Origin of the sequence: Nonomuraea sp. NPDC059007 (assembly GCF_042740555.1) — a bacterium.
Lineage (GTDB): Bacteria > Actinomycetota > Actinomycetes > Streptosporangiales > Streptosporangiaceae > Nonomuraea.
On record NZ_JBHYJD010000018.1, the window covers coordinates 19,715 to 45,391 of the forward strand.

Genomic DNA, 25,677 nt, shown 5'->3' on the forward strand with positions numbered 1-25,677 from the left:
GTGTGACTGCGCATGCGCCGGTATTCGTCGTGGATTCGATCCCGCTGGGCTGTAGCCGGTCTGGCGGTGATGGCTCTGCCAGGCTTGTTAGGCATGGAAGCCAGGCAAGCTATTGCGAATACGGCGGCGGAATCTGTTTCTTATGCCGGGACAAGTGAAACTCCGGTTCAGTTACGCGGTAGCGCTGCGGGCTTATCGCCGTTGACGTCTCGTACGGCGACCACGACTTCGGCGGCGGGGGATCCTGGCGCGGGGTGGCGGGCGAACCCGCAGGTGCCTCAGGATGCGGTGCCGCTGGAGAAGCGTGCCGACCCCGGACAGCTGAACACCCCACCTCCTGCGGCGGATAAGTTACCGCCGGGGGCGGCGCGGGCGGAGGCGGCCGACGCGCGGGCAGCCGTCATGTCGATGACGTTGGTGGATGTGTATCCGCAGTCGGGCATGTTGGTGGACTCGTTGCGGCCGGCATTGCGGGCGTGGGCGCAGGGGGCGTCGGCGTTGTCATATCAGTTCGAGCTGTGCGCTGTGGAGACGATGTCGGGCGCGACCTGCACGAACCCGGGGTACCTGGCCGGGAACAAGAACGCGTGGACCGTGCCAGCGGGCAAGCTGGTGTGGGGTAAGCAGTACTGGTGGCGGGTCACCGTCCGCGACACGGCGATGGTGACCGCCACCTCGCCCACGTTGACGTTCACCACGGGCGTGCGGCAGCCGACGGTCACCTCCGGACTGGCCACCCAGGGGCCGGGCGGGCGTGAGTTCGACCCTCGTACCGGCAACTACACCACCACGGTGACGGATGTGTCAGTGCCAACGGCCGGGCTGCCGTTGGAGGTGCAGCGCACCTACAACAGCATGGACCCGCGCATGAGCGGCATGTTCGGCGCCGGTTGGTCCACCAGCTGGGACATGAAGATCCTCGCTGAGGAACGCGGCGGCCGGGCGTCAGCGGTGTTCACCGCGGCCGACGGACGCCAGGCGCGGTTTGCTGACTTCGGCGGTACCGGGACGTTCCAGCCGCCGCCGGGGATGCAGGCCAGCCTGGTACGGGTCCCGGCGTTGTGTTATGCGCCGCCGGGGGTGTCGTGCCCGGCCGGGGGCGCGGCGACGTGGTGGCATCTGATGGACAAGACGGCCACCAAGTACATCTTCGATGACCTGGGCCGTCTGCGCCGGCTGATCGACAGCCGGGGCCGCCAGCAGGACCTTTCCTACGGTCCGGACGGCCTGCTCGCCAAGGTGACGGCCACCGGCGGCCGTTCGCTGACCTTCACCTGGTCCGGGGGCCGGGTGGCGGAGGTGGCCACCGATCCGGTTGATGGCGCGCCGTTGAAGTGGACCTACACCTACGAGGCCGGACGGCTGACTCGGGTGTGCACGCCGGCGGCGGCGCCGAACTGCGCGGAGTACACCTACGGAAGCGGCTCGCAGTATCGCAGCCGGGTGCTGGATGCCGATCCGTTCGCCTACTGGCGGCTGGGCGAGGCCACGGGTACGGTCGCAGCGGATCAGACGCATGCCGAGCGCGAAGCCACCTACCAGTCGGTGACGTTGGGCGAGCCGGGCGCGCTGGCGGCCACGCCGGACACCGCCGCGAAGTTCACCATCGGGTCGGTGGTGAAGCTGCCGGGCAACATCGTGCCGCACCTGGGTGACCAGGTGTCGGTGGAGCTGTGGTTCAAGACCGCCGGTTCCGGTGTCCTCGCTGCGGCCGGTACGCAGGAGACGAACGGGGCGGCGCATGGGCCGATGCTGTATGTCGGCACCGACGGCAAGCTGCGCGGCGCACTGGGTACGGTCAGCAACCCCATCACATCGGCCGCGCCGGTCAACGACAACGCCTGGCATCACGCGGTCCTCACCGTCTCCGGTGTTGATCAGGCCCTGTACCTGGACGGCCAGCGAGTGGGCACCACCACCGGCACGGTGACGGCGTGGCGGCAGTTCGCCAGCATCGGCAACGGCGTGGTCGACCCCGCCGTTTCCCCGGCGGGCCCGGCCACCAAGCAGGCCTTCCCGCTGCAGGGTGCGATCGACGAGGTCGCCCTGTACGGCCAGCCGCTGACCGAGGCGGAGATCGCCGACCACTTCGCCGCCCGCGTAGGCGGCGCGCACCAGCTGACCGGCGTCAAGCTGCCGTCCGGGCGGACGTGGGCGGCCAACACATACGACCCGGTCACCGACCGGCTGGCCACCCACACCGACAGCAACGGCGGCACCTGGAAGGTCGGCCCGCTGGTCGTCGAGGTGCAGTCCGGCGAGTCCACGGTGACGGTCACCGACCCGGCCACTGAGACGTTGAAGTTCTACTACGACGCCTGGCGCGGCTACCGTCCGGTCGGCGAGGTCGACCAGCTCGGGCACACCACCTGGTACAACTACGACCAGGCCGGATACCTCCAAACCACCACCGACCGCAACAACATCGACACCCGCCGCTACCACGACGCGCGCGGCAACGTGATCGCCCGCTGGTACTGCCGCACCAGCACCGAATGCGCGGTCGAACACTGGTCGTACTACCTCAACGCCAGCGATCCGTTCGACCCCCGCAACGACCGCATGCTCGCCCACCGCGACGGCCGCTCCGCCAGCGAGACCGACAACACCTTCGCCACCACCCGGACCTACAACACTTACGGCGAGCAGACCAGACAGACCACCCCCGCCACCGCAGACTTCCCGAACGGCCGCTCGGCGACGATCGCCTACACCGACGGCACCGAAGCCGCGATCGGCGGCGGCACCACTCCACCCGGTCTGATCGCCTCGCAAACCGACGCGCGGAACAGCACCTGGATCTACCGCTACACCAAGGACGGCGATCTGGCCGAGCAGACCAGCCCTCTGGGAATGGTCACCAAGCTCGGCAACGACAGCCTCGGTCGCCTGAGTTCAAAGACTGAGGTGTCCCAGGCTCACCCTGACGGCGTCACGAACACGTTCACCTATGACCGGCTCGGACGACCGCTGACGCAGACCGAGTCCGGGGTGAAGAACGAGATCACCGGGGTCACCCACACCAAACGCACCACTCTCGTATATGACGCGGACGGCAACAAGCTCAGCGACACGATCGCCGACCTGACCGGAGGCGATAGCGCCCGCGAGACCGTCTACAGCTACAACGCACACGGCAAGACGGAGACGATCACCGGGCCGGAGGGTGGCATCGTCCGCCAGACCTGGAATGCGCTCGGTCAACCGGCGACGGTCACCGACGCGCGCGGCACGGTGAGCGTCAACGGCTACAGCAAGCGCGCCGAGCTGATCTCGCGGACGCTGCAGGACTGGACCGGAAGCCCGGTCAACCCCAAGCCCGCCCAGAACGTGGTCCTGGAGACGCTGTCCTACGATCCGGGCGGTCGGCTGGCCGCCCGGGTGGACGCGATGAACCGCAAGACCACCTACACCTACTGGGACGACAATCGGCCGTCGCAGTCCATCGCCGACGCCGCCAAGCTGAACGGCTCGACCACCCCCCGTGACGTGGTGCTGGAGGCCCGTGAGTACGACCCGGTCGGCAGCCTGATCAAGCAGGTCACGGGCGGCGGCATCACCACCGCCGTCTTCGACTACGACGCCGCGAGCCGCCTGACCACCCAGGTCGTCGACCCCGCAGCACTGGAGCGGGTCACCGCCTTCACCTACGACGCCAACGGCAACACCCTCAAGACCACCCGCACCGCAGCCGGAACCGCGCGGATCGAAAGCACCGAACGCGCCTACAACAAGCTCAACCAGCCCACCCGGGAAACCGTCGAGAACGGCACCCAGGACCTCATCTCCACTATCGCCTACGACGACCGCGGCCTGGCCACCGCAGTCACTGACCCGCGCGGCAACGTCCCCGGCGCCACGGCAGCGGACTTCACCACCACCATGCGCTACGACGCGCTCGGACGCCTCGCCGACGCTGTCGGACCACAGGTGGCAGTTGAAAAGGCTGGTATCAGCACTTCCGCGAAGCCGACCACCCGGATCGGTTACGACACATATGGAACTCAGACGCACACCACCGATCCCGAAGGCCGTACGACGAGCTCGGTCTTCGACAAGGCGGGTCGCCTGATCAGCCAGATCGCATCGTCCTACACGCCCCCCGGCGGTGCGGCCGTCACCCCCACCACCACTCGTGCATACGACGTGGCCGGGCAGCTAATCAAGACCACGGACCCGCGGGGCAATGTCCGCTCCATCGACTACGATCAGCTCGGCCGCGAGGTGCGCATCACCGACCCCGCACCCGCCGGTCAGCCAGCCGGGCAGAGCGTCATCGAATACGACCTGGCCGGGGAGAAACTGGCAACGGTCGACCCGACCGGGGCGCGGACCGAGGCGACCTACGACGACCTGGGCCGAACCATCACCACCACTCAGGTGGAGCGCAAACCGACTGTCGCCGCGTACACGACAAAGTTGGAGTACAACGACGCGGGTGTGCTGACCAAGCAGATCGCGCCGGGCAACCGGACCACCGGCTTCCTGGTGAATGCGGCCGGGGAGGTCACCACCCAGACTGATCCGGCGTTGAACAAGACGCTGCTGACCTACGACCTGGCCGGACGCATGGTCAAGACAACCGACGGTGAGGGCAACGCTACGGTCGCCGAGTACGACCTGGCTGGCCGCCAGATCGGCGTCAAGGATCTGAACGGTACCGGTGCAGTGGTTCGCTCTGCCAGCATCGCCTTCGATGCAGCGGGAAACCCGACGTCTGCGACCTCGCCCGAGGGCTATGTCACCAAACAGACCTACGACGCCCTCAGCCGGGTTACCTCGCTGATCGAGCCGGTCTCGACGACTGAGTCGATCACGACGTCGTTCGGCTACGACGCGTCCGGTGCTCGGACCCGGCTGACCGATGGCCGCGGCAATGCCACCTGGACCAGCTACAACAGCTTGGGCCTGGCCGAGAGCGTGACCGAGCCGTCCACTGCCGCGCACCCGAACCTGGCCCACCGTACCTGGACCAGTTCCTACGACCAGGCCGGAAACCCGACCGCGTCGCTGCTGCCCGGCGGGGTCCGCATCGACCGCACCTTCGACCACCTGAACCGTCTCACCGCCGAAACCGGCGCAGGCGGCGGCGCCGCCACAGCGGAGCGCACCTTCAGCTACGACCTGACGGGTCGAGCCACCGCGATCGGCGACCTAAGCGTCGACTACAACGACCGCGGCCTCCCTCTGAGCGTGAAGAAGGGCACGGTCCAGCAGACTAGCTACACCTACAACGAGCTTGGCAACCCCTCCCAGCGCGTCGACTCCGCTGGGGCCGCCACCTTCACCTGGGACAACGTCGGCCGGCTCGCCACTGCGGTCGACCCGGCCACCGGCCGCACCCTCACCTACGGCTACGACAAGGCCAGCCGCCTGAAGACGCTGACCGGCAAGACCAGCACCGGCGCCGCCGCCGACTCCCAAACTTTCACCTACGACGCCGTCGACCGCCTCGAAACGCAGACGCTGAAGAACGGCGCCGGTACGCAGCTGGCGAAGATCAGCTACGGGTGGGACAAGGACGACAACCTCACCACCAAGACCACCGCAGGCACCGCCGGAGCAGGCACCAACACCTACACCTACGACCACGCCGGCCGCCTCACCTCCTGGACCGCCCCCAGCGGAGCCAAGACCGACTACGGCTGGGACGCCTCCGGCAACCGCACCAAAGCCGGCACCAAGACGTTCACCTACGACGAACGCAACCGCCTCACCACCGGCGACGGCACCGCCTACAGCTACACGGCGCGCGGCACCCTGGCCACCGAAACCAAGAATGGCACCACCACCCAGCTGACCTACGACGCCTTCGACCGCCTCATCGCCGACGGCGACAGCCTCTACAGCTACGACGCCCTGAACCGCGTCAGCTCCCGCATCCGCGGCACCGCCAAGCAGACCTTCGCCTACTCCGGCCTCGGCAACGACCTGGCCGCCATCGCCGATACGAGCGGCGGCATCCAGGCCAAGTACGGTCGCGACGCTTTCGGCGACCTGCTCGGCCTACAAGAGGGCGCCAGCCCGGCTGCAGGTGCCTTTACTGACCTGCACCGCGACGTGGTCGCCACGTTCACCAGCGCCGCCTTGGCTACCAGCACCGCCTACGATCCCTTCGGTACCGTCACAGCGCAGACCGGGACCAAGGCGAACCTCGGCTACCAGAGCGAGTACACCGACCCCGATACCGGCAAGAGCAACATGCATGCCCGTTGGTACCAGCCTGGCACCGGCACCTTCACCAGCCGGGACACCGCCACCCTCAACCCCAACCCCTCGGTTCAAGCCAACCGCTACACCTACGCCAACGCCTCTCCTCTCACCGGTATCGACCCCACCGGACATGCAACCGAATCCACTGGCCTGGAGTATGGCGGCGGGGGCTTTACTGGAGATCCCTGCAGCATCCCCAGCCCCATTCAACGATGCGGAGACTACGACGGGACCGGCATAATCCTCGGTAGAGGCGGCCTCGGTGACGGTGGCCCCATAGCGTGTACTGGCCCGGCCATGAATACGTGCGGAAGCTTCGAGCTGCGCGGCATCACGGTAATGACCCAAGCGCAAATGAAGCAACTGGGTCATCTCCCCAACGGGGCGGCGGTTCCGAAGGGCTTCTGGAAAGCTCCGAAGAAGATCCGGGGCGCCTTCATAGAGATGGCTTATGACGGTGTTGAAGATTTTGTGATGAAGGATCTGTGGGACCGCTATACAAAGGAAGAAAAGGCTCGCTCCAGGTCAGGCGGTGGCACGGCCGGCCGGGGGGCGGCGACGCATGCCAAGTGCGCGAAGGGTGCAAAGGGCTGTTCGGACTATCAGTACTTCACCTACTACAAGGATCTTCTCCAGCATTACAAGGCCATCAAGCACGCGGCCGATGAGCACGGCATCGACCTGAACGCGCTGATAGCGGTGCTGATATACGAAAACGACAGCGCAGAGCCGAAGTCGGGACCGGGAGCCTGGGCGTACTTCTACGCAGAAGGCTGGGACGCTTCGCTTGGCATCACCCAGTTGGAGGTGTACAAGGCACGCGCGCTGTTGGAGCTATATTACCCCGATGTATACAAGCGAGAATACAAGGACGCCAACAAAAAAAAGGAAGCGAAGAAGATTGCCAACCTTCTGATTAATAAACCATGGATGGCAATCCATCTCGCCGCCGCCAACTTGCGCTATGTCAAGACGAAATACAGCGTCAAGGATCCCAGGACCGGTCAATCCAGATCGCTCACCGACTGGGAAGCGACGCTCGCCTACTGTGGGTGCACCGGCAACCCCGAACGATTCAGAAGATGGCATGACAGCGGTTACAATCCGATACACCTGTCCAACGCAAAAAACCGAGAGTCCGCGATGAAGCGCTTGAGGTTCATGCAAGGATGGGGCTGGCAGGCTGCAGAAGAATATTGGGAATGGGTGAACCGGAATGCAAGGTAAACATGCTGCAAGCCTCACCAGGAGGTCCGGCAGGGCTGCCGCTACGTTCCTGGCCCTGGCTCTGCTCGTGGCCTGTGCTCCGGGCTTTCTTATGAGAACTGAGCATGTCGACAAAAGCGTGAGCGCTGACATGCGCACGCTCGGGAGCGTAGTGGCCGAAACGATCTCTCGGGAGTCATGGGACGGGACTGAGACCGTTAGCGACGTGCTCTTCGTCGACATGGGAAGCGCTACCGGACCCGTCGTCACTCGGGTCGCTGATAGGCTCAGAAGCAAAGGCTGGCACACAACCGGCAGCGACCTGCCCAAATGGGAGGCGATGCGGCTCTCTGGCAACGCGGAGCTGGAGGTGTCCATCAATGCCATGGGCGACTACATATGGGACGACATGCAGGATCCCCAGATGGGGGACGTCGTCCGGTCGGTTCGTCAGCGATTCGCCCCGCAAAACGTTGCGGTGGTGGTTATCACGCAGAGCAGGTGAGTACCTGCTTCGCCTGACCTTGTTTGGTGCAGGAAATGATGGCGGGGGTCTGACCTAGTCCCCTAGGCTCGGCTCTCGTGCTGTTCCGTCTTCTGTATCTGCTGGTGGGTCGGGTGTTCGGCTGTGACCATGCCCGCGCGTGCCGCTCATCGACCCCCACGCCTGCCTAGCCTGTCCCGCTCGAAAATATGGTTTCGGGCTCTGAGCTGGGATTCTGCTGCGCGATCAGTTCGGCGGCTGTCACCATCGCGGGGTGCTGTTGTCGCTGATCTACCGGGTGGTTCGGTGCTTATGCGGGCTTGTGCCGGTGCTGGTCCGCTCTGACGCGTCCAGAGAGGCTGAGCTGCTGGTGCTCCGTCACGAGAACCAGGTGCTCCGGCGTCAGCTCGGTGGTCGGCCGCGATGGGGTCGTGCCGACCGGCTCTGGTTCGCGGCATTGTCTCGACTGATCCAGCGCCGCCGGTGGGCCGAGGTGTTCCCGGTAACTCCAGCGACGATCTTGCGCTGGCACCGCAACCTCGCGGCGCGGAAGTGGACCTTCACCGACAGGCGGCGCCCGGGTCGGCCTGGCACCCGCCGGCCGGTCAAGGCGCTGATGGTGCGGATGGCGCGGGAGAATCCTACCTGGGGGCATCGCCGAATCCAGGGCGAGTTGGCTCGCCTGGGGTACACGATCGCGGCTTCCACGGTGTGGGAGATCCTGCACGCCGCCGGGATCGATCCGGCGCCCCTCCGGGCCGGGCCGAGTTGGCGGCAGTTCCTGACAGCTCAAGCCCACGCGATCATCGCGTGCGACTTGGTGGTGGTCGAGACGATCCTGCTCAAACGGTTGTACGTGCTGGTCTTCATCGAGCACGGTACCCGGCGGCTGTATCTGGGTGGGGTGAGCGCGCATCCGACCGGGACGTGGACGGTGCAGCAAGCCCGCAACCTGGTGATGGACCAGGGAGAGCGCATCACGAGGCTGCGGTTCGTGATCCACGATCGGGACCCGCTCTTCACTGTCGCCTTTCGGGAGGTCTTCACAGCCGAAGGGCTTCGGTTCATCACCACTCTGCCGTGGACGCCGAGGATGAACGCCATCTGCGAGCGGGTCATCGGCACCCTGCGCCGTGAACTGTTGGACCGGATCCTGATCCTCGGTGAACGCCATCTGGCCCTGGTACTTCGGGAGTACCTGATCCACTACAACGGGCACCGGCCGCACCAGTCCCGGCACCAACGGCCCCCCGACACCGCAACGCAGTCCACCCGAGACACGACCGAACTCAACAATCCGCGATCTATCCGCCGAAGACCCGTCGTCGCAGGCATGATCAGCGAATACCACCACGCCGCTTAACCGCAGCTCAGGCTACGTAACTCAATATTCGAGCGGCACAGGTCAGCCAGTGGCGCAGCCATCGCGCCATGGTGCACGCTGCGCTCACCACACCAGGACCATCGGCGGCAGCAAGTTCGCGGGCAGCTTGCGTGGCGTGCTCCGCAGTATGGAAGCCGCCCCGCCGCACCCGCTCCCTACGTCCGCTCGGGCCCAGCACCTGAATCGCGAACTACCACGAACCGTGACCTTCGTCAGCCAAGTCGGGGCACGCCCTGTCCCGAGCTGAGCAGCCACACCGCTTGTACACCACCGGCTCGCTCATGCTCATCCCTCCTCATCTGTAATGAGGCTTTCCCAACCTGATCGCGCTGGTCGGCAGGGGTGGCGCCGGGACGGGTTGGCATGGGAAGAGGCTCCCGGTAAGACAGCAGTCGACCAAGATCCGATGCCTCTACCGGAGAGCCTCGTTGCTGTCTTACCCGATGGCGGCGCCTGGATGCGTTCCGGCAAGCTCTGCTGGTCCTGGCCCACCTGCGCAACGGCGACACCTACGCGCGTCTGGCCGCAGGCTTCGACATCGGCACGAGCACCGCCTGGCGCTACGTCCGCGAGGCGATCGACCTGCTCGCCATGCTCGCCGACGACGTCCACGCCGCCGCCTTACGCGCCGGTCGGCTGGCCTACGCCATCCTGGACGGCACGCTGATCCCGATTGACCGGCTGGCCGACGAACGACCGTACTACTCCGGTAAGCATCGGCGTCACGGGGTAAACGCGCAGGTCCTGGCCGATCCGGCCGGCTGGCTGGTGTGGGCCTCACCTGCGCTGAGTGGTCGTCATCATGGGTATACCGCTGACCGTCCGCATTGGCTGTGAGCGCAGCCTAGGGGAGCGGGCCGACAGCAGCGTCACGGTCTCTTCCACATACCGCCAAGCGGTCGTCCCCGAAACCCACGCCGATCTCGCGGCGAACGTTTCGTCCTTACGGAGGTAGACCAGCATGAGCAGGGTCTGCTGACCGGGGTTCAGCCAAAGCCAAGTCGATCCGATCCGCCGGCGATGGTGGCGGATCAGTCCGGCCACGTAGTGCAGCGTTGAACGCGACAAATCGACGGCAGCACGGGAGAACAACACGCAGAAGCTCCTGGTTGTAGCGGGCGTTGATCGTGGTGATCAATCCGTTTACCAGGAGCTTCTCTGCTACCCAGGACGAACCCTCAACCCGCGATCATGCTGTGACCAGCAAGCCCCGGCGGAGGATGAAAGGGGGTCAGTGTGGGCGGGTACCGCCGGGCTGCATACCCGACAGGATGCCGCAGATCAGGTGCTGCGATGCGGTTTTGGCACCGCAGGTGAGGTCAACGGCGATCATGGGGCGGGTTAGATCAATTGTGGTTGATCTTTGCCGCGTTGGCGAGCCTGCGATTCAGCGTCTCTCGAAATGTCGCGAGGTCCTTTGTGTGCTTTGAGATGAGAGCTCGCTGTTGCTCACTCTCGGCTTCATACCATGCGGCGATGTAATTGGTCGAGTCCTTGCATGACATGTCAGCCAGTGCCGTCGCGATTTCTTCTTTGGACGGACCATCGTTGGGCCGAGTACGCCAGCGTGGATCCTCCCACGCATCCTCGGGGCTTCGGTAGCTATAACCCTTCTGTGCCATGCAGGAAACCCATTTCTGCGCCGCCTGGATGACAACAGGGCTCTGACCAGCAAGATTGTAGGCCTGACCTTCGATGCGGCGAATAAGCTCATCATCGGAGGGTGATTCGAGGATCATAACCTCACGTCGTGCTTGTCCGTAGCACCCGCCATCGGGAACCTGAAGACCATTGTAGGATGACGGCCCCTTGCCGTAGAACACGATTTGCTCGTCTGCGGACGGTGCGCCGGCAGAATCTCTAGGACCTCCGTTGGCTGGGCCGGCGGAAAGCTCTTCAGGTGTGAGCTTGTAGCCGTGCTGGGCCACACGATCTCTTCCGATGTAGAGGTATCGTCGATTTTGCGCCAGGTCCAGTTTTGCTGGTGGATTGACGGAGACTCTTGTGTAGCGAGTGAACCCGTACGTGTTCATGCATCTGGCGATTGAATTCCTTATTGCAGCGCTGAGTTCCTGTTCCTGCTGAGGAGTAGGTCTGTGCGGATCCAGGGGGTAGGGCCGGGTGACAGGGTCGACCTGAATCGTTTCGCGAACCTGGGCCGTGAAGGTTTCAGGTGCTCCTCCTGGCGCACATGCGCTCGTGGATGCTAACGCAAGAGCACTTATTGTAAGAATAACGCGGCGTTGCGGACCAGTATTGAGATCGAGCATCGTTTCTCCGTAATTATGAGATTTAGGGGCAATGGAAGCGAACAGAGCTCGGCTTGTTATCGAAGTCGACAACGCTGAGATCGCCCGTCTCGGTCATGGGGGCCCAGTAATACGTTAAGCCGCCACCGTTCGTGAATTGAGAGAAGCTTGCTGTGCATGATTCGCCGAGATTTCGCACTGCGCTTGCTTTGTTGTCTGCGATAACGTTCGTAGGGATGTAGGTATTAGATGACCAGCGCCACATTACGTCGTCGGTGAAGTCGGGGTCTCCTACTTCGTAGTCGGCCTGTTCCGCGACGAAATTGGGAAGTCGCCAAATACATGCCTCGCCCACTCCTGACGCTATGATTGTGCACCAGCCGTCTGCAAACGGATTGGCCCAGGCCGGCGACGCAGAGGTGGCTTGACTAATTGTGACTGCGAGAAACGCAGCCGCCGACGTTGCTAGCATTTTTTTTAGAGCGTTTCCCGTCATCTTATCTCCTGGTTTTGTAGTGGCTTCTGAGGGCCGTTCAGCGCCCCTGGGCCCGGATTTTTGGATGATGCATTAGCGCAATGAGCTTGGCAAGATATTGATGAGCGCCATGTACTCACGTTATTGTCCGCTTCCCTCGTAGCTCAACGTAAGCGTCTTCGTATCAGTTCTCTTGGGAGGTGAAATGTTCTCTACCCACGACTAGTGCCTAGGCTGGCTGCATTCGCCATAGCTGCCGGGGCCAGGTGGGAGTCTCTTCTGTCGAGGACCTTGCCGCTGTTATTGATTCTGAGTCGAAATAGCCGTTGGGCAGATGGAATTCGGGCCATCACTGCTTGGCGGATTACGACAAGTTCGAGCTTGATAGTGCTAAGGGCGCGATTAATTCAATCACATCTCCTTCTGTGCAGCCTGCTTGATCGGTCTCATACAGGCGTTGCCTGATCACTCTGTAGCTGTAGGAGGACGACTCGCCCTTGACCAGGTCGTCGGATAGGTGTGCGAACTTCATGAAGCTCGGCAGTGGACGCGTCGAAATGCCCTGACGGGCATGGTGATATAGATCGCTTCTTGCGATCATGACTCAGGCCCGCCACGTGAAGCAAGGGGGAATCAAGGAGATTTTTGCCTCTTGTCGAGGTTGGTCCAATGTGTTCCTATTGTGGGGGCCTTCGCAGTGATCAAGATGACCTGCGCGCCTGGAAGATAGGGTCGAACCGTATCGGAGGGCTGATCTTGCGGCTCACAGGCTTGCTATTGCCTGGTATCGGATTCTCGTCGGGTAGTCGGGCATCACCTGGGTGTGCGGGAGTGGGATCTGCCCGCTCAGGAAACCATGTGCCCCTCACTTGTCGACCACTGAATGTCTTTCCCGCTGGCACCGGCATGCGCTGAACGCGACAATCTAGCGTCGTGAACGTGCCACGGGAGACAGTGTCTCGTAGTCCTGCATACCCTGACGGCTGCCGGAGCTCCGGCATGGCCGCTCCCGCCCATCCATTGAATCGTGCCTCAGTCACCGTGCTTCGCTGCACGACGTCACCCGAGGAGCGTAGAGTCTTTGAAGCGTGCACGTTACACCCTGTTATCCGTAGCCCTCATGACCACTGCGCTGTCCCTGCCCCAAACCATTCCCGGCGTAAGCGGCGCAGCAGCCGCACAGGCCCAGACGCTGGCTACACCACAATTGCCGAAGGAAAGTTCATCGGTTGAGCCATCGCAACGCGACAAGGTCCTGGCCGAGGGATGGGAAAGGTCGAATGACCTGGCAATCACCGCTACGGGTGACGCGGATGGATTCCACGTCCTGGCAGCTAAATCCAGCGAAGGCTACTCTTGGCGTACGATCGCGACGCTCAGTGAGCCGGGCATGAACACGGATCAATGGGTGGGCAACGCATGCCTGACGACCTCGGGCAACCAGGTCATCGCGGTCTATGCTCCGCGGCATTTCACCAACCGCGCGTGGCTGTTCAGCCGAGGTGCCTTCGCCGCCGTCATCGATGTGAAAAGCGGTGAGGTTACAAAGCTGAAGGACCAGGTCAGCCTTGCCTACTACAACCCTGGGTGCGGCGCGGGCAACAAGGTCGCCTTCACTCAGGGCACCACCGACGAGCGCAAGACGACCAGGGTGTTCACCGTCGACGCCGGCTCGAAGTCGATCGCGCGAGCGATCGTCGTTCAAGGGCAGGTGACCTCTGCCGTGGCCACCGCCGACGGTATCGTCGCGGCGGCCGGTAACCGGCTGGTGAAGGTCGAGCCGTCAGGCAAACTCAAGACGCTTGCCAAGGCCGATTCGGTACCCGTCGCCTTGCGTGCGACGGTCGACGGCGGCATCGCGTTCATGGATTGGGAAGGAGGCGCGGACGAAGCCCGCGTCAAGCACTACCGCCAGGGCTCGGTACGGACCTTCGCGTTCGGACGCCTCGGAGATCTGGCGCTGCACGCCGGCGCCGATGGCCGGGTATTCGTCACCGGTCAAGCCCGCCAGGTGGGGGACCTACCTGCGCGCGTGTCCGTGCTGGGCGGTCCGCCGACAGCGGAAGCGGTCTCCTCTGAAGGAAGGCTGCTGATCGAAAGCATCGCACACCGAGGACTGAAGCGCGAACAGCAGAGCGACCAGGCGACTACCGACTATCCCGGTGTCGTGCGTGAGAGGGAGAGCCCCGAACTCATCGACATTAAGGCGGAGGTGCCTGGGACGCGATCGCCGCTCGCCTTTGCGGTTGATCCCGCCCGTGCGAGCACGCGGGCTTCCGGCAGGGCAGAGAACCCGAAGCTGACTCAGGCACGGGTAGAGGTGGCTACGAGAGCAGGCGCCGCCGCGGCCTCGTCCGGGACCGTCGATCTGAACTACAGCTGCTCCGTTCCCCGCAACGACCCGAAGACACAGGTGTACCAGCCGCACTGGCGTCAGGTCGAGTGGGCGGTCGACCAACTGGTGTTCAAGGACCGGCTGCAGGTGTGGCGCCAGAGCGACTGGAAAGGTTCCGGAGTTCCGCAGTGGAACCCACAAGACCTCTTCCCCGCACCCGACCTGGCCGGCGGCGGTCGGATCCCCGTCTCGGTGATGTTCGGCATCCTCGCGCAGGAGTCCAACCTGTGGCAGGCCCAACGAGACGTACTCCCAGGGGAGACCGGCAATCCTCTCGTGGGCAACTATTACGGCGTTCAGGTCTACGATGCCGACCCCACCAATGACTGGGACATCCGCTTCGATGAAGCCGACTGCGGCTACGGCATCACCCAGCAGACCGATCACATGCGACGGCAGGGGCACGCCAGGCCCGGCGAGTGGCTGTGGGATCCGGAAACCCAGCGCAGGATCGCCCTCGACTATGCGACGAACATCGCCGTCGGCCTCACCACGCTCGCCGAGAAATGGAATCAGATCCACGCTGACACCGGCGGCGTCATGAGAATCAACAACGGCGATCCCGCCAAGATCGAAAACTGGTACTTCGCCATCTGGGCGTACAACTCCGGGTACTACCCCAAGGCGCAAGCGAGCGCGAACGGCGGCGCATGGGGCGTCGGCTGGACCAATAACCCCAAGAACCCCGACTACCCAGTTGGCCGTCGCCCATTCCTGCACAATAACTCCTACTCCGACGCCGCACACCCTCAACGCTGGCCCTACCAGGAAAAAGTGCTCGGCTGGTCGGCCTGGCCCATCGCCAAGACCTACTACAACGCTGCCACCGGCCAATGGGTCACCGAGGGCGGCTACAACTACGCCTGGTGGAACGCGGCACAACACCGCACCAGCATCGTGCCGGTCTTGCCGGACATCGTGGACGTGAACGCTTTCTGCACTGCCGACAACGAGTGCGAGATTGCCCCGCAAATCAACTGCACCAGAGCCGATCGAAAATGCTGGTGGCACTCGCCAAAAACATGGAAGACCTGCCCGGACGAATGCGGCAACGAAGCCTATCTCCGCTACGACGCGAGCTACGCCAGCATAGAGCGCGCCGAACCAACCGACCAATGGACGCCGTGCCTGACACCAGGGCTACCTCCGGTGTCCGGTGATACGACGAACATGCTGATCGTCGATGATGTGCCCAGGACTGTGCCGGCAATCCGCGGGAACTGCCAGAACTCCGGATGGACGAACTCAGGGACGTTGTCCTTCGAATTCGAACAGGTCGGCACGGATGTACCGGGGCGAGCGGACTTCCAGCAACTCGGCAACGGCTTCGGCGGCCACTTGTGGTGGGCCTACTCCCGCAGCCCCCAGCACAACGGCGCCGCCATGAAGGTGACCGGCACCTGGGAACTCAACCAGCCAATCAACAGCTGGGCACGGGTGATCGTGCATGTCCCCAAGCGACGAGCCGAGACCCAACAAGCCCCGTATATCGTCGATCTCGGCAACGGCAAGCGACAGACGCGATACCTATCCCAGGGCCGCTTGGACAACAGCTGGCAGAGCCTGGGTGTCTTCGAGTTCGGCGGAACGCCGAAGGTCTCCCTGACCAACCTGAACCAGGAGGGGCACGGCACCGCGGCAGTAGCCTTCGATGCCATCGCGTTCCAGGTGCTGGCCAAAAAGCCCAAGCACTTCGTCGTCGGCATGGGAGATTCTTACGCTTCAGGTGAAGGCGTCGGCAACTACGCTAAGGAAACCAACGTCTCCTACAAGACGAATGCCTGGAACGCTTGCCGCAGAAGCAACGATTCCTGGATCAGGAAGACCGTCCTTCCTGGAGAAACTAGAACTATCGGCGAAATGGCAGACAGCCTCGACCCGAAACTGGACTTCCATTTCGTGGCCTGCTCCGGCGCCACAACGATCAGCGTGAAGCATTCATCGCCCTCCTGGCAGTCCACCTCTTACGAATGGAGTAGGTTCCGCGACTATGCAGATGGCAGATTCCGCGAGATCAGCCAGCTAGAGGCCGGGTATCTTGACGAGAACACGACACTCGTCACACTGTCCATCGGTGGAAACGACGCAGGCTTCCCCAAGGTCGTACAAGACTGTTACCTGTGGGCCTGCCAGGGCGACGACTATGAACAAAAGTTGAGAACTGATATCGCTGGATCGGTGAACAACTATTTGCGTGACCCCGACGGGACCGGATTTGTTCCCTACAACGTGAAGGACACGCTGGAACGCATAGATACCGACGTCAAGAACTCCCTGCCCTCTCGCGGCAAGAAAGCCAAGATAGTCTTGATGGGGTACCCTCGAATCTTTGATGGCCAGACGGCAAGCGACCCCCTCCAGTCCTGCTCCTCCACAATCAACTTCAGCGCGCCAGAAAAGGACATGCTGAACAGGCTGTCGGACTACATGGCCACACAGGGATCATCGATGACCGCTACTCTGAAGGCGGCAGGCCGAGAGGTATCCTTCGCCAACCCGATCTCGAAGTTCGGGATCCACGGCGCCTGTGACGACGACCCCTGGATCATCCCCGTCACCTTCGCAGATACCGGCGGTGGCGACTTCGGCGATCTACCTGACTGCCTCCTCAACGACGGCGTGCGATGCGCAAGTCGGACGTCCATGCATCCGAACACAAAGGGCGTCGTGGCCTACACGCAGGTTCTCCAGGAGCATCTCGCGAGCCCGGCGGTCAACTACACCGGCTGGTAGGTGACTGTATACGCTAGCTGCAGACTGCGGTGAACTCATGTCAGGGGCGACGGGTGAAGAGCGAGCGGCGCAATAGGCCCTATTTGTTGGCACTATTCATATTCTTGCTCGTCGTCCTTGGCATTTTATTCCTTCCGCGCCTCGTATACGGCGCCATCTTGGAATCCCAGGTCGAAAAGAACTCCGAGGAAGTACTGGAGAAGTACGCCGAACAGGTTAGCCGACGACTCATGGCGGATCCCCAGGGAAACTCATGGCGGGACGTCAAAGGAGCCCGGGTTCTCGGTCACAAACGGCAAGGCCAGGACTCTCTCATCATCTCCACGGTCGTCACCGTGCCGGCAGGAGCCGTCATCTTCAGCAGCAACGGATACGAGGTCAGGTGCTACGACATCGTCTTCACGCATCTCGGCAGAGCCGGCCAGCGGTTCGAGCTGGACAAGGTGCCGGGATGCGAGGAGGAACTGCTCGGCCCGGCTCGCCTCCGCCCTTCGTGAACCTGGGCGTAGCGAGAACCTCATCCGCCCAGCTCGTGGCTATGTGGGGCTCCATGTGGTGGGCGCGAGCTACGAGTCCTCAGGAGAGGGAGACGCCTGCGGCATGATGGTCAGCGGCCCGCGTGCTGGCCGATAAGGCCTGCTCCTCCCTGCGCCTGCCGAAAACTTCATCCTGCAGTTCCAGCGGCATGTGAGTACTCGCGGAGAACTCCGCCGAGCCAATCTCGTCGGCGTATGTGAGCACGGTGTCCCGCTCGGAAATACGGTTTCGTGCTGTGAGATCGTGTTTTGCTGCGCGATCAGAGCGGCGGCTGCGACCATCTCGAGGTGTTGTTATCGCTTGCCTACCGGTTGGTGAGGGACTTGTTAAGCCTACTGACGGTACTGGTCCGCTCTGATCTGTCGAAGGATGTTGAGCTGCTGGTGCTCCGTCACGAGAACCAAGTGCTCCGCCGTCAGCTCGGCGGCCGGCCGCGGTGGGGTCACGCCGACCGGCTCTGGCTTGCAGCGTTGTCGCGGCTGATCCACCGCCGCCGGTGGCCGGAAGTCTTCTCGATCACCCCAGCGACGATCTTGCGCTGGCACCGCAACCTCGTGGCACGTAAATGGACCTTCACCGACAGGTGACGCCCGGGACGACCCGGCACCCACCGACCGCTCAAGACACTGATCGTGCGGATGGCACGGGAGAACCCGACCTGGGGACATAGAAGAATCCAAGGCGAGTTGGCGCGCCTGGGCTACCCGATCGCCGCCTCCACGGTGTGGGAGATCCTGCACGCCGCCGGTATCGATCCGGCGCCCCGTCGGGCCGGCCCGACCTGGCGGCAGTTCCTGACCACTCAGGCCCATGCGATCATCGCGTGTGACTTCCTGGTGGTCGAGACCGTGCTGCTCAAACGGCTGTATGTGCTGGTCTTCATCGAGCACGGCACCCGGCGACTGCACCTGGCCGGAGTAGCCGCGCACCCGACCGGAGCACGGACGGCTCAGCAGGCCCGCAACCTGGTCATGGACTTAGGCGACCGCATCGCCGGGCTACGGTTCTTGATCCACGACCGCGACCCGCTCTTCACCTCCGCATTCCGGGAAGTCTTCACAGCCGAAGGGCTGCGGGAGATCACCACACTGCCGCGGACACCGAGAATGAACGCCATCTGCGAGCGCGTCATCGGAACCCTACGCCGCGAACTCCTGGACCGGATCCTGATCCTCAACGAGCGCCACCTGGCACTCGTGCTCCGCGAGTATCTGATCCACTACAACGGACACCGGCCGCACCAGTCCCGACACCAACGGCCCCCGGACATCGCGACACAGCCCGCCCGCGACGTGACCGACCTCAATGACCTTCGAGCCGTTCGCCGAAAACCCGTCGCCACCGGCATGATCAACGAATACCACCACGCCGCTTAACCGCAGCTCAGGCCACGTAACTCAATATTCGAGCGGCACAGGATCCGGTGGACGAGTCTCATGAGCTGTTCGAGGACTGTTTGGAGCGGTTCTCCACCCGGTATGGAGTACGCGGCGAGTACTACACAGCCCGCGCGATCGCTGAACTCATGGCACGCATGCTCGCGCCGCTGGAAACGGATCGGGTCCTCGATCCGGTGTGTGGATCGGGAGGATTCCTCGTCGCAGCGGCACAGTATGTGGCAGCAGGGTCCAGCGCAGGCTACCCCCCTGCGTTGCATGGCCTGGACGTCAATAACGAAGCCCGCCACATTGCCACGATGCGCTTGGTCCTACACGGCCTCGATGCGGACATCGGCCCTGGCCCAGTGGACTCCTTGCACAACGGCATCACGCCTTCCTCATTCGACGTAGTGCTCGCCAATCCGCCGTTCAACATGCCCAACTGGGACTACAACGACAAGCTCCGCAACCATGCGTGGGCTTATGGTCCTCCGCCCAAGGGGAACGCCAACTTCGCCTGGCTGCAGCGCGTCTTGGAAGCACTCAACGCCACGGGACGAGCAGGCGTGTTGCTCGCCGCCGGCGCGGCGACCGGCTCACGTGTCGGTGAACGGCTCATTCGTCAGCGGTTGCTGGAGGACGACGTGGTGGCCGCGATCGTGGCGCTGCCCAGCAAGATCTTCCGACACACCAAGACATCTGCGTGTATCTGGCTGCTGAGCAAGGACAAGAGCGCGAACCCGCGTTGGGGAAGTCATCCTCGCCAGGGACACGTCTTGTTCATCGATGCCGGTCGTACGGCCGAACGCGGCGCCGGCAGGCAGCACGTGCTGTCCCGGGCCGGAGCGGACCGGATCCTTCGTACGGTGTCGGCCTGGCGTGGGATCGGTGCCGAGGCGTATGAGGACCAGGAAGGTTGGTGTCGTTCCGTCACAGTGGAGGAGATAGCCGCCCGGAACCACGATCTACTGCCGACTCGCTACGTCAAACCCGCCGCACCCACGTCCCGGTCCACGGAGATCGAGGCGCTGACGCGTGAGTTGTACGGGCATTTCGACGAGGCCACCCAGCTCGAACGGCGGCTACGCGAACTCCTGGAGAAGGGCTGAGCGGACGCTGACATGGACAGAAGGGTTGTGGACGAGCGGGGATGCGCCTGGTATCGATTCGGCACTCTGCCGGGTGTCGCATCGATCACCTACGGCGTCGACCGTGCCGGATCGAACCTGCAGGGCGGAGTTCCGCTGCTGCAGGCAGGGCACATCAACGACGGGCGCATCCGCGTTCACCAGCCTGCCTCCATCAGCCAGGAGGAACACGCGGCGTGCACCCGGTCATGGCTCCACGCCGGGGACGTTGTGATCGTCCTGGTCGGCCGGGTCGGCGATGCCGCCGTCGTCACACCGGAAGAACACGACTGGAACGCAGCTCGCTCCGTGGGCGTCGTCACCTGCACCGAAGAGGGGCGCCGCGACAGCATCGGCTCTTGGGTGTCCTTTTGGTTGAGAAGTCCTGCCGCACGGGCGTGGTGCCTCGAACATTCCGCGGGTACAGCTCGGGCTTCACTCAGCGTGACAGCACTCAGAGATCTCCCCGTACCCATCCCGCCGACGGCTGATCGCGTCCGCATTCAGAGCCTGCTGAATGTCATCGACGGGAAGAAGGCCATCAACGAGCGGATCGCGGAGTGCGCGGTGAAGCTGGCCGACGCCTACTTCGCCGAGATACCCGCTACAGATCTCCCCTGGGGCCGTACGCCCCTTGCCAACGTAGCGAGAGTGAGCAGCGGCTTGGCGCGCCCGACACAAGATGGCCAGTCACCAGGGGTGGGCTGGGTCACATCGGCCGAGGTCCTGCAGAGTGCCTTCCCCCATCTGGACCAGGTTGCCCGTGTGATCACTGCGTCATCGGAGCACATCGTTCAACCGGGGTCCCTGCTGATCGCCTCGACACCCAGCGGGGTACAGATTGTCGAGACCCTTGTCCCCGTGATTCCCAGCCGCGGCATGCTCGCGGTCAATCCGTTCTACGAGTCTGATCGCGTGTGGCTCCTGCACGATCTGCGGGCCAGAGCTGCTGAGCTTGTGCTGACAGCTCAAGGGAGGCAGGCGCGTGAGCTCAGCAGGAGGATTTTTGAGCAGCAAACTGTCCGATGGCCTGATCAAGCGGCGCGAGAGGCGTTCGGGCGCGTTGCCGGACCGCTTCATGAGCGGGCGAAGCTGGCGACCGCGGAGAATCGCACCTTGGATGCCCTCGCCAAAGCGGCATGGCGTGAGATGACTCCCCCCAAACGACTGGCCACCAGGCGACTCGTAGCTTCCGACCCCGAAGAAGAGGACAACTGAGCGATTCAGAATCGCTCCCGGTAGTAACCGGGAAGCGGTTGCGATAAGCGTGGCGATGAGAGCTCCGATTCGGAGGCTAGCTTCGATGGCAAATGGGCTTTCAGCGTGCTACTGCGGATACTGTAGCGCTAGATCTATGTTTCCCGTATCAACCCCCAAGCGTCTGCTCGTCCGTTGAGCAACTAAAGCTAACAATTCAGGACAATCTGCCTTGCCCCTTGTTTCATCGTCATACGTCTGGCAGGTTCCACATGTTCAGGTCGAGAAAGGACGATGTATGTACGAAGACGTCCGGCCGGTTGCTGAGCCACGAGCGTGGATGATTCGCGGTGGCCGGGAAGGGCAACGCGAAGCGCGGGCGCTGCAAGAGGGGCTGGCTATCGTGGGTTGGCATGAGGCAGGAGACCTCAGCCGCCACCCGAATCGAGAACAGCTGGCCGAGGCTCTACGCCTGGCATTCCCCACGGCGGCTCCGAACGTTATCTCCAACTGGACTGGGCAGCTCTGGCGATTCACCACCGAGATCCGTGCCGGGGACCTGGTGGTCATGCCCCTGAAATCGCCCGCCGGCCACATCGCCATCGGCAAAGTCACCGGCCCCTATGAGTACCGAGCGCACGAGCCGGAAGACTTCCAACAAGTGCGCACAGTCGACTGGCTCCGCTGGGACGTGCCCTTAACAGCCATCCGACCTGACCTGCGCGCCAGTCTGAGCTCGTTGCTCACCGTCTGCGGCCTGACGCGCAACAACGCCGCCGGCCGGATCGCCGACATCGCCGACACCGGCGTCGATCCCGGCTTGGCAGGCGAGGAAGAAGTCACCAGCGCAGACGAACTCCTCGAAGACGCGGCCTCTCGCGACCTCGCCAGTCCACGCCAGATGACCATCCGCAGTCTGCTGGAGCACTGGGGTCAACGGCGGCGTACCGGCCCCGTCATCGCCACCGTCAAAGCCGATCTGGCCAACAAAGGGCTGACCACCCGCCCGCCCTTCACCGAAGGCTCGGTCAGCGACGAAATCGCCCTCATCCCCCTCGGCACCGAACCCGCGTCCGGCGCCACCACCGTCGACGACACCACCAACACCGAGGACGTCTCAGAACCCGAGCATATGAGCCTACGTCTGGGCAGCCTTCCCACGCCGCTAGTCTCCGTACCCAGCACGGTCACCCTGACCTACGCCAAAACTCTGATGGTGCAACGCCGGTTCTCCCAGATCGCTGTGATCGACCCCGACGGCACCTACCACGGAGCGATCAGCTGGGAGTCCATCGGTCGCGCTCACATCGCTGCGCACCAGCCCTCCCTCCAAGCCGCTATTGCGTCGGCCCGGGTCGTGGACCATGACGCGCTTCTGCTCGATCAGATCGAGGCCATCTACGCCGACGGCTTCATCTTCGTGCGCGACGCCGATCGCCTGCACGTTACCGGTATCCTCACCGCCGCCGACCTCACCGGCCAGTTCGGGAGCCTCGCCCGTCCCTTCGTCCTCATCGAAGAAGCCGAGAACAGGCTCCGGCGCCTCACCGACGAAGTCTTCACCGTGGACGACCTCAGAGACGCCGTACAACCACACCGCAAATCAAAGGTGCACCGAGCCGCCGATCTCACCTTCGGTGACTACATCTTCCTTCTCAAGGACCCACAACGTTGGTCTCTTCTGCAGTGGCAGCTCGATCACCAACTATTCCTTGCACACCTGGACAAAGTCCGAGAGATCCGCAACGACCTGATGCACTTCACCCCAGACCCGCTCTCTCATGATCAGTACGGGACCATCGAAGGACTACTCAGCCTGCTACGCACGGTTGATCCCAGACCATGAACAGGCAGGCGCGGAGGATTCCAGCTCAGCGCCTATCCGGCGGATGTCACGTGAAGTATCCACACGGTCACACCACCGGGTTAATGTCAGTCATGGAGATTGGGGAAGAGTGGGCCTATCGCGAGCGGCCGAGGGCGCTGGCCGATCCCGTGCACCGCGTCACGATCGTGAAGATTCGGGATAGCGACGACTCGATCAAGATCCGCCGGCTGGACGGCGACGACGCCGGGCTACAGGAATGGGTCTCCTACACCTCTCTGCTCGACCGCTGGACCGACATCGAACCGCGGCTCAGTGACGAGCGGCGCCTTGTGGCCGTCAGAGACGTATCGTCTGCTGCCGGCGACACGGTGGAGTACGAAGCCGCGTTGCTCGTCGTAAAGGTCTGTGGGCTTGGCCGACGGGTGATCCTCGGACGAAGCAAAGCCGAGACGGGGGTCCTGCGGATCGACAAGCCTGCTGGGGTAGCTGATCGTCTGGGACTCACCGTCGAAGAACTAGCCGACGACCCTCTCACCTTCCATGATCGCCATGGGACGCTGATCAGCCCTTGGCGAGCAGCACGGCGACTGATGCCGACGATCGCCACGACATTATCCGAAGGGATCATAGAAGCGATCCACCGGGAAGAAGCAGAACTGCGTTCGGAGAACCTCTACGGGTATCCTTACCGGCAATCCTGGGAGGACACCCGCGAGGAACGCAAAGTACGGCTGCGCGAGCGGGAACCTGTGCACGCCTTGGTGCGGCAGTGGTGCGGGCAGGAAGCCGTTGAGCGGTTCGATGAGCTGATCGCCTTACGCAACGAAGTTGTACGGCTCGGCAAGCTCCTGGACCGGGCGGTCGAGGCACTGCGCAAGCGCGGGGCTACGGCTACCGCCGCCACCATTGAAAGCGACCTGGGCGTCCCCATCGCCATGCTGATGGATAGAGATCGTCGTACCTGACGCCGGTGGGTTCTTCCGGTCGTGATTCTCGTTCGCCTCGACTACTTGCCTCCCGTAGGTAGCGATGCAGGGCCTCCGGCGTTGGTTCGATGTCGAAGTTCGCCTCGGTCAGTACGCTCGGCGTGTGCAGGGGATCCATGTGATCTGCTTGTGCTCGCGCCCATGTCACCCACTGCGTAAGCGTTGCCTCCTGTGCAGGCAGGGTTGCCGCAAGTGTTTCCAGCTCCCCGCAGAATTCGCGGATCGCCGCGGCGCAGGCCCATCCCTCTATCGCCTGGCCGAAGACTCGCCGCCTGTGCTCCTCTCTTGCCTGGTTGGCGGCCTGCGCACGTTCCTTATCGCGCGCTGCTTGCCGCTCCGCCTCGCGTTGGTGCCGTTCCTCCTCCTGGCGTCGCCACTTCTCAGCGTGTTCCCGCTCAGCCTTCTCTCGCTCCAGGCGCGCCTGCTGGTCGGCCTCAGCGCGCCGCGCAATCTCTTGGACGGCCGCTCGTAGCTTGTCCTCCAGACGTGACCGCTTGTCGTCCGCCCAGCACTGCAGACCGCGCCCTTCCCCTAGCTCGAGCCTGAGCCGGCCTGAAGGGACCTCGTCGTACTCGGGCGTGACCCGCTGCCAGGTGTAGAGCTTTCGGCTCCGGAGTTCCTCTTCGGTGTACACGTGAGGAACGCGGTCGAGTTCCTCTCTGATGTTCAGCGCGTACTGGTGCCCACGCGCGTACGCGTGGAGGCCGCGTGGTTTCCCTCGCCTGGATATGCCAAGGCTATGGCCGTGTTTCAGCAGGTCGTCTGCTAGGGCGCGTATCACTTCCAGGGCGCGGCCGATCATCGCGTCGGTGACGTCGATGGAACGACGATCTTCTCGAAGCCAGTCCGCAAGCTCGTCACGTTCGGTGATCAGGTCACGGGCGCTCAGTCGAATGCGGTTCCAGTCCGTCTCGTCGGGATGTGCGGCATCCTCCAGCCGGAGGATGAGATCTCCGCGGTCACGACCGGTATGCAGGAGGCGAAAGCCTTCGGGGATCAATCCGTGGCGCCTGGCCGCGTCCAAGGCCCGTCGATGAAGCGCCCTGGTGGCCTCGTCCGGGTCACGGACATGCAGCGTCCCACCTTCGTCCTGCAAGCGCTTGATCAGTTCAGCCGCCAAAGCGTGAGGTGATTGCGGCCTCACGTTGGCAGATCGTTTTCCGCTCTTGGAACTCACGGTGGGAGATCTCGGAGCCATGGTGCCCCGATGGTAGCCGTGCTCGAGGTAGAAGCGACCTGCCTCGGTTACCTCAGCGATCCAGACGCCGTTTGTCCGGGGGGTTGAAACTAATCCCCTGTCCCGGAGTGCGTACACGGTACGAGTCAAATCACTGTCTATGGCGGTGACCGGATCACCCTCCGCGATCCGGCGCAGGGTCGCCATCTGGCGCTCGTTCAGCTTGGCCCACCGACGCATATCACTACATGACACCAGGCCGCCACCATACGCAACCGAATTGCGCGACCACGGGGGTACTCAACTT

14 protein-coding genes and 1 pseudogene are annotated in these 25,677 nt (G+C 63.4%); 12 read left to right on the forward strand and 3 right to left on the reverse strand.

From position 1 onward, the window contains the following. The first annotated feature begins 288 nt into the window (after positions 1–288). The 4 genes and pseudogenes from ACFWY5_RS28125 to ACFWY5_RS28140 all read left to right on the forward strand — a co-directional run. Positions 289–7,440, forward strand: a complete 7,152-nt coding sequence (locus ACFWY5_RS28125) for a DUF6531 domain-containing protein (protein ID WP_379635349.1) — start codon at positions 289–291, stop codon at positions 7,438–7,440. A gap of 130 nt (positions 7,441–7,570) precedes the next feature. Beyond that, on the forward strand, positions 7,571–7,924 hold the full coding sequence (locus ACFWY5_RS28130; protein WP_379635350.1) for a hypothetical protein: 354 nt from the start codon (positions 7,571–7,573) through the stop codon (positions 7,922–7,924). Between the two features lie 253 nt (positions 7,925–8,177). Then, positions 8,178–9,266, forward strand: a complete 1,089-nt coding sequence (locus tag ACFWY5_RS28135; protein WP_379635352.1) for an integrase core domain-containing protein — start codon at positions 8,178–8,180, stop codon at positions 9,264–9,266. 459 nt (positions 9,267–9,725) lie between these two features. Beyond that, positions 9,726–10,115 (forward strand): annotated as a pseudogene (locus tag ACFWY5_RS28140) (transposase family protein); the annotation flags it as partial. Here ACFWY5_RS28140 and ACFWY5_RS28145 read toward each other — a convergent pair. Both ACFWY5_RS28145 and ACFWY5_RS28150 read right to left on the reverse strand, forming a co-directional pair. Continuing rightward, a complete protein-coding gene (locus ACFWY5_RS28145; protein WP_379635353.1) occupies positions 10,065–10,382 on the reverse strand; it encodes a transposase family protein in 318 nt (105 codons plus the stop codon). The pseudogene ACFWY5_RS28140 and the gene ACFWY5_RS28145 overlap by 51 nt on opposite strands. A gap of 251 nt (positions 10,383–10,633) precedes the next feature. Beyond that, positions 10,634–11,557 (reverse strand): hypothetical protein, encoded by a 924-nt coding sequence (locus tag ACFWY5_RS28150; protein ID WP_379635355.1) that lies wholly within the window; start codon positions 11,555–11,557, stop codon positions 10,634–10,636. 1,574 nt (positions 11,558–13,131) lie between these two features. Between ACFWY5_RS28150 and ACFWY5_RS28155 the strand changes: the two genes are divergently transcribed. The 8 genes from ACFWY5_RS28155 to ACFWY5_RS28190 all read left to right on the forward strand — a co-directional run bounded on the left by ACFWY5_RS28155 (position 13,132) and on the right by ACFWY5_RS28190 (position 24,172). Continuing rightward, entirely contained in the window at positions 13,132–17,139 is a 4,008-nt protein-coding gene (locus ACFWY5_RS28155; protein WP_379635357.1) for an SGNH/GDSL hydrolase family protein, read from the forward strand. A gap of 53 nt (positions 17,140–17,192) precedes the next feature. Beyond that, on the forward strand, positions 17,193–17,636 hold the full coding sequence (locus ACFWY5_RS28160) for a hypothetical protein (RefSeq protein ID WP_379635359.1): 444 nt from the start codon (positions 17,193–17,195) through the stop codon (positions 17,634–17,636). A gap of 288 nt (positions 17,637–17,924) precedes the next feature. Next, the gene (locus ACFWY5_RS28165) at positions 17,925–18,263 is read left to right on the forward strand and encodes a hypothetical protein (RefSeq protein WP_379635361.1); all 339 of its coding nucleotides are present in this window, start codon (positions 17,925–17,927) and stop codon (positions 18,261–18,263) included. Between the two features lie 51 nt (positions 18,264–18,314). Further along, entirely contained in the window at positions 18,315–19,052 is a 738-nt protein-coding gene (locus ACFWY5_RS28170) for an integrase core domain-containing protein (protein WP_379635363.1), read from the forward strand. 47 nt (positions 19,053–19,099) lie between these two features. Then, positions 19,100–20,164 carry a class I SAM-dependent DNA methyltransferase gene (locus tag ACFWY5_RS28175; protein ID WP_379635365.1) on the forward strand — a complete coding sequence of 355 codons (1,065 nt, stop codon included), beginning with the start codon at positions 19,100–19,102 and terminating at the stop codon, positions 20,162–20,164. 12 nt (positions 20,165–20,176) lie between these two features. Further along, a complete protein-coding gene (locus tag ACFWY5_RS28180) occupies positions 20,177–21,400 on the forward strand; it encodes a hypothetical protein (protein WP_379635366.1) in 1,224 nt (407 codons plus the stop codon). Positions 21,401–21,677: 277 nt separating this feature from the next. After that, positions 21,678–23,225 (forward strand): CBS domain-containing protein, encoded by a 1,548-nt coding sequence (locus tag ACFWY5_RS28185; RefSeq protein ID WP_379635368.1) that lies wholly within the window; start codon positions 21,678–21,680, stop codon positions 23,223–23,225. A 92-nt stretch (positions 23,226–23,317) separates the two neighbouring features. Further along, positions 23,318–24,172, forward strand: a complete 855-nt coding sequence (locus ACFWY5_RS28190) for a hypothetical protein (RefSeq protein WP_379635369.1) — start codon at positions 23,318–23,320, stop codon at positions 24,170–24,172. Here ACFWY5_RS28190 and ACFWY5_RS28195 read toward each other — a convergent pair. Next, positions 24,099–25,577, reverse strand: a complete 1,479-nt coding sequence (locus tag ACFWY5_RS28195; protein WP_379635371.1) for a hypothetical protein — start codon at positions 25,575–25,577, stop codon at positions 24,099–24,101. The two genes, ACFWY5_RS28190 and ACFWY5_RS28195, sit on opposite strands and share 74 nt — an antisense overlap. Positions 25,578–25,677: the final 100 nt, after the last annotated feature.